This is a genomic window from Okeania sp. SIO2F4 (assembly GCF_010672385.1).
In the GTDB taxonomy this organism is placed as follows: Bacteria; Cyanobacteriota; Cyanobacteriia; order Cyanobacteriales; family Microcoleaceae; genus Trichodesmium.
The window spans coordinates 1-5,844 of the sequence record NZ_JAAHGT010000623.1 but is presented as its reverse complement, the minus strand read 5'-3'; the positions used below and the strand labels follow the sequence as shown (position 1 = coordinate 5,844).

The 5,844-nt window shown below is 37.3% G+C and carries 4 protein-coding genes; all 4 read right to left on the bottom strand.

Translation table 11 applies throughout. The features are described from left to right. Positions 1 to 145 precede the first annotated feature (145 nt). Positions 146 to 2,587, bottom strand: a complete 2,442-nt coding sequence (locus F6K22_RS28990; RefSeq protein ID WP_293106070.1) for a DUF4347 domain-containing protein — start codon at positions 2,585 to 2,587, stop codon at positions 146 to 148. A gap of 317 nt (positions 2,588 to 2,904) precedes the next feature. Beyond that, positions 2,905 to 3,219: a cytochrome P450 gene (locus F6K22_RS28985; protein WP_293106067.1), complete on the bottom strand. Its 315-nt coding sequence runs from the start codon at positions 3,217 to 3,219 to the stop codon at positions 2,905 to 2,907. 197 nt (positions 3,220 to 3,416) lie between these two features. Further along, positions 3,417 to 4,790, bottom strand: a complete 1,374-nt coding sequence (locus F6K22_RS28980; protein WP_293106064.1) for a cytochrome P450 — start codon at positions 4,788 to 4,790, stop codon at positions 3,417 to 3,419. A 213-nt stretch (positions 4,791 to 5,003) separates the two neighbouring features. Then, a partial coding sequence (locus F6K22_RS28975) for a cytochrome P450 (RefSeq protein WP_293106061.1) occupies positions 5,004 to 5,844 on the bottom strand: 841 nt, incomplete at its 5' end.

Sequence of the window (5,844 nt, the reverse complement as noted above, 5' to 3'; positions counted from 1 at the left end):
TTTGATGTTTTTATTCATAAGTATTTTTCCTAATACTCTTTATAAAATAATGGAATTATGTTTAAATTACCTTAAATATTGATTTAATGGTGAAAAGAAATGATTATCTATTAAAATAATTTGGTTAGGAATAACTAAAGCTCTTTCATTTATGAATGTTAAATGACTGCACCTGATGATTAGTTAGTCCTAATCCTGTGTCTTGGATGCCTTCGTCTACGGTAATATCACTGCTATTGACTGTTGGTGGTTGGTTAGAAGTAATATTAACAGTAATAGAACCAGTCCCTTCTAATGCTCCTCCTATACCTTGGTCATCATCTGCTGTATTACCATCATTAATAGTATAATTAATGGTTACTGCTCCAGCGGTACTACTAGTATTGCTATAAGCTATCTGTTGTAATGCTTGATCGACTAAATCACCTGTAGCATTACCATTAAATGATAGTATTAATGTTCCACCACTATTAGTCGTAACTGTACCAATAACTGTACCACCTACTGTTAGGTCAGTATTTTGTGTCAAAGCTCCTGATGTACTACTAAATACATCTTCAATACTTGCTTCACCATTTCTGGCTAAGGTGAGGGTAGCACCGTTGTAATTATCTCTCTCATCTAATTCTGGGTCCGTAATTGTGGCATCACTATCTAGAACAACTGCGTCACCACCTACAGCATAAGTGGGAGTATTATCTAGGTTGACAAAAGCAGGAGCATCATTAGCAGGAATAACATCAATTGTTACGGTAGATGTATTTCCTCCTGCATTTCTAGAGTCAAATATCTGAATATCTATTTCCCTTGGAGTTGTGTCTGGAGTATTATCGGTGTTATTAAATGTAACAGCTCGAAGAGCAGTTTCAAAATTTCCTGTTGTTGTAGTAAGACCTGTTTGCTGTTCAACACCCTCCTGGAATCCAATGTCCTGCAAACTAATAGAATCACCAGATTCAGATACAACAGCAATTATATTGTTAGGTAGGGCATTTACATCCACCTGTAATACATCTGTATCTTGAGGATTATTCAGGGTAATAGTAGCCCTACTTAGAAAACCTACAACATCATCATTGTCACCATCTCTTACACCAAGAAAATCTGAGATTGAGACCTCATCTGTAACTATATTTACAGGTGTTGTATCTTCAGTAAAAGTAGTTTCGTAGTCAAAAAGATCATTAACATCAGGAATCTCTGTAATACCAGGGTCAGGATCGGGAACGATTAACCAAACATTTGTTGGATCTGGTTGATCCGGATCTGACATTCCATCGTTACGCCTTGTTTCCACTGCCTGGATAAATGCTTTCGCTGTTGGACTATCAGTAGTGTAATCACTTATCTGGTACAACTGTTCTCCATTGTTTTGGCTAACGAACAGATTATTCTCGGCATCAGTCCAAGCAGCACCATATGCTTCGCCATTTCCCCAGTTACCGAACTGTAGAGAGTCAATATCTGGCATCACTTCAGATGCTTGACTTGCACTAATAGTACCCGCAAATGGATCTATAGTATAGATCCTGCCATCAGGGTCTACTCCATAGAATTTTCGTCCATCATCGTTATCGTTATCGTTGTAGATTATATCTAAAACTCTTGCTAAGCTAAGATCGCTAGGAGTAGGAGTAAGATCAAAAGGAGTCTGAGTACCAGTTTCAAGATTGATTCTGGTTAGTTGTGTATTACCTGTCCTTACCCATAAATTATTCTCATCGTCTACATCCGCTGAGTTTAATTGAACATTTCCATTTACAGTAATAGCTACATCATTAATCAATACCTTCTCGACTGTTCCATCAGAATGAATACGAATGACATCTCCTGATGTCCCTAGCACTCCATTTACACCTTCAATTGCATAAATAAAATTGTCTTGTCTATTAAATCCTGCTGCATTATATCCAGGCTGGTGAGTCTCCCCTATAGCAATATAGTTAAGTTCCGTGGGGTTGAATACATTGAGCCGACCAGAAAGAACTTGGAAAAAATAAGGCTGATTTTCAAAAGGATCGAGAATATGCTCCCATTGATTTTTAATCCGATCGCTAAATGGTAAACTAACTTCTATTTCACCTTTTGTAACTTCTAACTCCCAGTTTCCACCCAAAGCAGAACTACCTGTTGCTTTACCAGAAGCTGCAATATTTGCTCCTGTAAGTTTGTGCAACTTTTCTAAAAATTCTGCACCTGCATCTCCAGAAGCTAGATTACAACCATATAATAATATATTAGTAACAGACCAAGTTTTTAATGCTGCGGAGTAATTATTGTTAATGTTATTAATATTTAACTGACTATTACCTAGATACAAGCACCCTGGAGAACCATGAGAAATTATATGTATAGATGATATTTGAGAATATTTGTTTATAACTTTGGTTATCTGTTGAATACCATCATCATTCGGTTCTATAATAAATACTTTTGTTCCTGATGAAACTTCTGTGACGAAATCTTGATAGTTATCTACATGAGAGTCTATGAAAACTATCTCTTTTACTATTTCTTTTTCAGTAGAGCTATCCAATGATTCAATAATTTTTTTGTTAGATGCCATGAGAATTTTGTTAGATACCATGATAATAATTTTAATATTCCTGATTAGTAAAATTTATTACTACTCAGTTATCTTCTAAAAAAATGATTTTTTTTAATCTATTTTTATTTTAATTTAATGTGTATTAAATTCATAATTTCTAACATTAGAATTCACACTTTTTGATTTTAGAACAAAGTTTTGCTGAAGTCAACCTATACAAAGAAAAATTTACGAATCTTTTTTTGTCAGATGACTTTTGCATACAGCCTGATGACAGATGAAATGAGTCCCAATCTCTCCGCTCCACAAGACAAAATTTTGTTGATTTTACACGATCTCAATTGTTAAAATTTCTCTCAAATTTTTCTATCTGGACTTTTGAAAAAAATGCGGTGGCGATCGCCTTCTAAGAAAGCAATTGAGTATTCCCCCAATAAAAGCTTAAAAGCTTTATTGGTAGGAACCTCATACTCATTCCCATTATCTTTTGTCAATACTTCCTGTAGGTCTTTTGGGTTGTTTACTACCACTAATTTTTTACCAGAAAAAGTTACTATGGTAAAAATATCTCCATACTTCTTGGCAGCATATTCAACACTATTAATGGGGTTGAGAAGAAATTGAATTTTTTGCAACAAAGTTGGTGTTTTTGGTCCGGGGATTGATTTCATGTTAATTACCGATCAATTTTTGGACTATTTAGTGGCAGCAGTTAACAGTAAGCATGAGTATTTCACTTTACTGTTAACTTCATATAGCTAGGACTTACGCATTAGGAACGAGTTTTGGTCACTTGAGATTGCTTCCCTGTCGCTCGCAATGACAGAAATACGTTGTTTTGCGTAAGTCCTGATAGCTTAACTATATATCATACAACTGCAACGGAGGGAGATTTCTTTTCTACCTGCTTACGTTCTCCTTTCATCAGCATTTTTACTCCACCAGCAGGTCCTAAAGTTATTCCTCGACGTTGAGGTTTCACTGGTTGATTTTCTGCTAATTCCATCTCAAAATTAGATAACAACGTTGCCAATACCAACCGCATCTCGAAATTTGCTAGTGCCATTCCCAAACAGCGACGACTACCTCCTCCAAAAGGCAAATATTCATAAGGAGAATATTGTCGTTCTAAAAATCGTTCTGGTTTAAACTTTTTCGGTTCTGGATACAAATCTTCTCGTTGGTGAGTCAAATGAATACAACCATGAATTATTGTACCTGCTTCCAAGTGATAACCTTGCAACTCAACAGGTTGTTTTGTCCGACGAATAGCTGTCAAAATTATCACCGGATATATTCGTAAGGTTTCCTGACAAACTGCTGTCAAATAGGGTAAACGGAAAATTGTCATGGGGTCAGTATCTGTTTCTAGAGTTGCTAATTCCTGCATTAGCTTCTCATAAACTTCTGGCTGCTTGTATACCCAATAAACCGCCCAAGATAGACCTGTTGCAGTAGTTTCATGACCTGCAACCAACATGGTCATCAACTCATCCCGAATTTCTTGGTCTGTCATACTTTGACCTTCTTCATCTCTTGCTAATAGCATCAATGTGAGAATATCAGTACGATTTTCATCTAGTTGAGCACGACGAGTGGCAATTTCTGTATATAGGAGTTCATTAAGTTTTTGTTGTTGTCGCTGATACTTACCCCAAGGACTCCAAGGACCTAAATCCTTTTGCAACCAGGGAAAAAATAATAAACTAGCTCGGAGTGGAGAACTTGTGAGTTCGAGAAAATCTGCCAACATTGACTTAATTTCTGATAACCGGGGGCTATCATATAAACCAAAAACAGCTTGAAGTATCACCTGCATCGTAATTTCTTGCATTAGTTTACGGGCAATAAATGTTTGATTCACTGTTAAATTCCTGGCTGCTTCTTTGGTGATATTACAGATTAACTCACCATAGTTCCGCATTCTGTCGCCATGAAAGGGAGGCATTAATAATTTGCGTTCTCGGCGGTGGCGATCGCCTGACAACGCAAACATTGAGTCTTCCCCAAACATTGATTGTAAAATTTTATTACCAGGAGCTTCATACTCATTATTATCCTTTGTCAATATCTCTTGCAAAGTTTGTGGACTGCTGACCAACACAGTTTCACCTGAAGCAGTTATCATCGTAAAAATATCTCCATACTTCTTGGCATAGGATTCAAGAGTATTGAGTGGAGCGAGAAGCAATTGCAGTCTCTGAAAGAGGGCGAGTGTTTTTGGTCCGGGAATTGATTTCATGTTAGTTAATGGTGAATTTTTAGACTATTTAGTAGCAGAAGTTAACAGTAAGCATGAGTATTTCACTCTACTATTAACTTCATATAGCTGAACAATATTAGGGCTGAACAATATTAGGACTTACGCACTACAAGGTATTTTAGTCATTGCGACCGAGAGGGAAGCAATCTCAAATCCTAGTTTTTCGTACCTCATGCGTAAGTCCTGAATATATCATACAGTTGCAACGGAGGGAGATTTCTTTTCTACCTGCTTACGTTTACCTTTCATCAACATTTTGACTCCACCAGCAGGTCCTAAAGTCAATCCTCGACGTTGGGGTTTCACCGGTCGATTTTCTGCCAACGCCATCTCAAAATTAGATATTAATGTTGCCAATACCAAACGCATCTCGAAATTTGCTAGTGCCATTCCCAGACAGCGACGACTACCACCTCCAAAGGGCAAATATTCATAGGCAGAAAATTTTCGCTCTAAAAATCGCTCTGGTTTAAACTTTTTCGGTTCTGGATATAAATCTTCTCGTTGGTGAGTCAAATAAATACAACCGACAATCAATGTACCCGGTTCTAAGTTATGACCCTGTAAATCCACAGGTTTTGTGGGTACGCGAGGAAATGTTAGCATTCCTACTGGATATATGCGTAGGGTTTCCTGACAAACTGCTGTGAGATAGGGTAAACGGAAAATTGTCATGGGGTCAACATCCGTTTCCAGAGTTTCCAACTCTTCGATTAACTTCTGATATACTTCTGGTTGTTTATGAACCCAATAAACTGCCCAAGCTAGAGCTGTTGCAGTAGTTTCGTGACCAGCAATTAACATGGTTATCAACTCATCCCGAATCTCTTGGTTGGTCATCTCTTGGCCTTCTTCATCTCGTGCCAACAGCATTAATGTGAGAATATCAGTACGATTCGGATCGAGTTGAGCGCGACGTTCATTGATTTCAGCATATAGAAGTTCATCCAGTTGTTGCATTTGACGTTGATATCGACCCCAAGGACTCCAAGTTCCCCAGTCTTGTCGTAAAAATGGGAAAAATATTATAGTA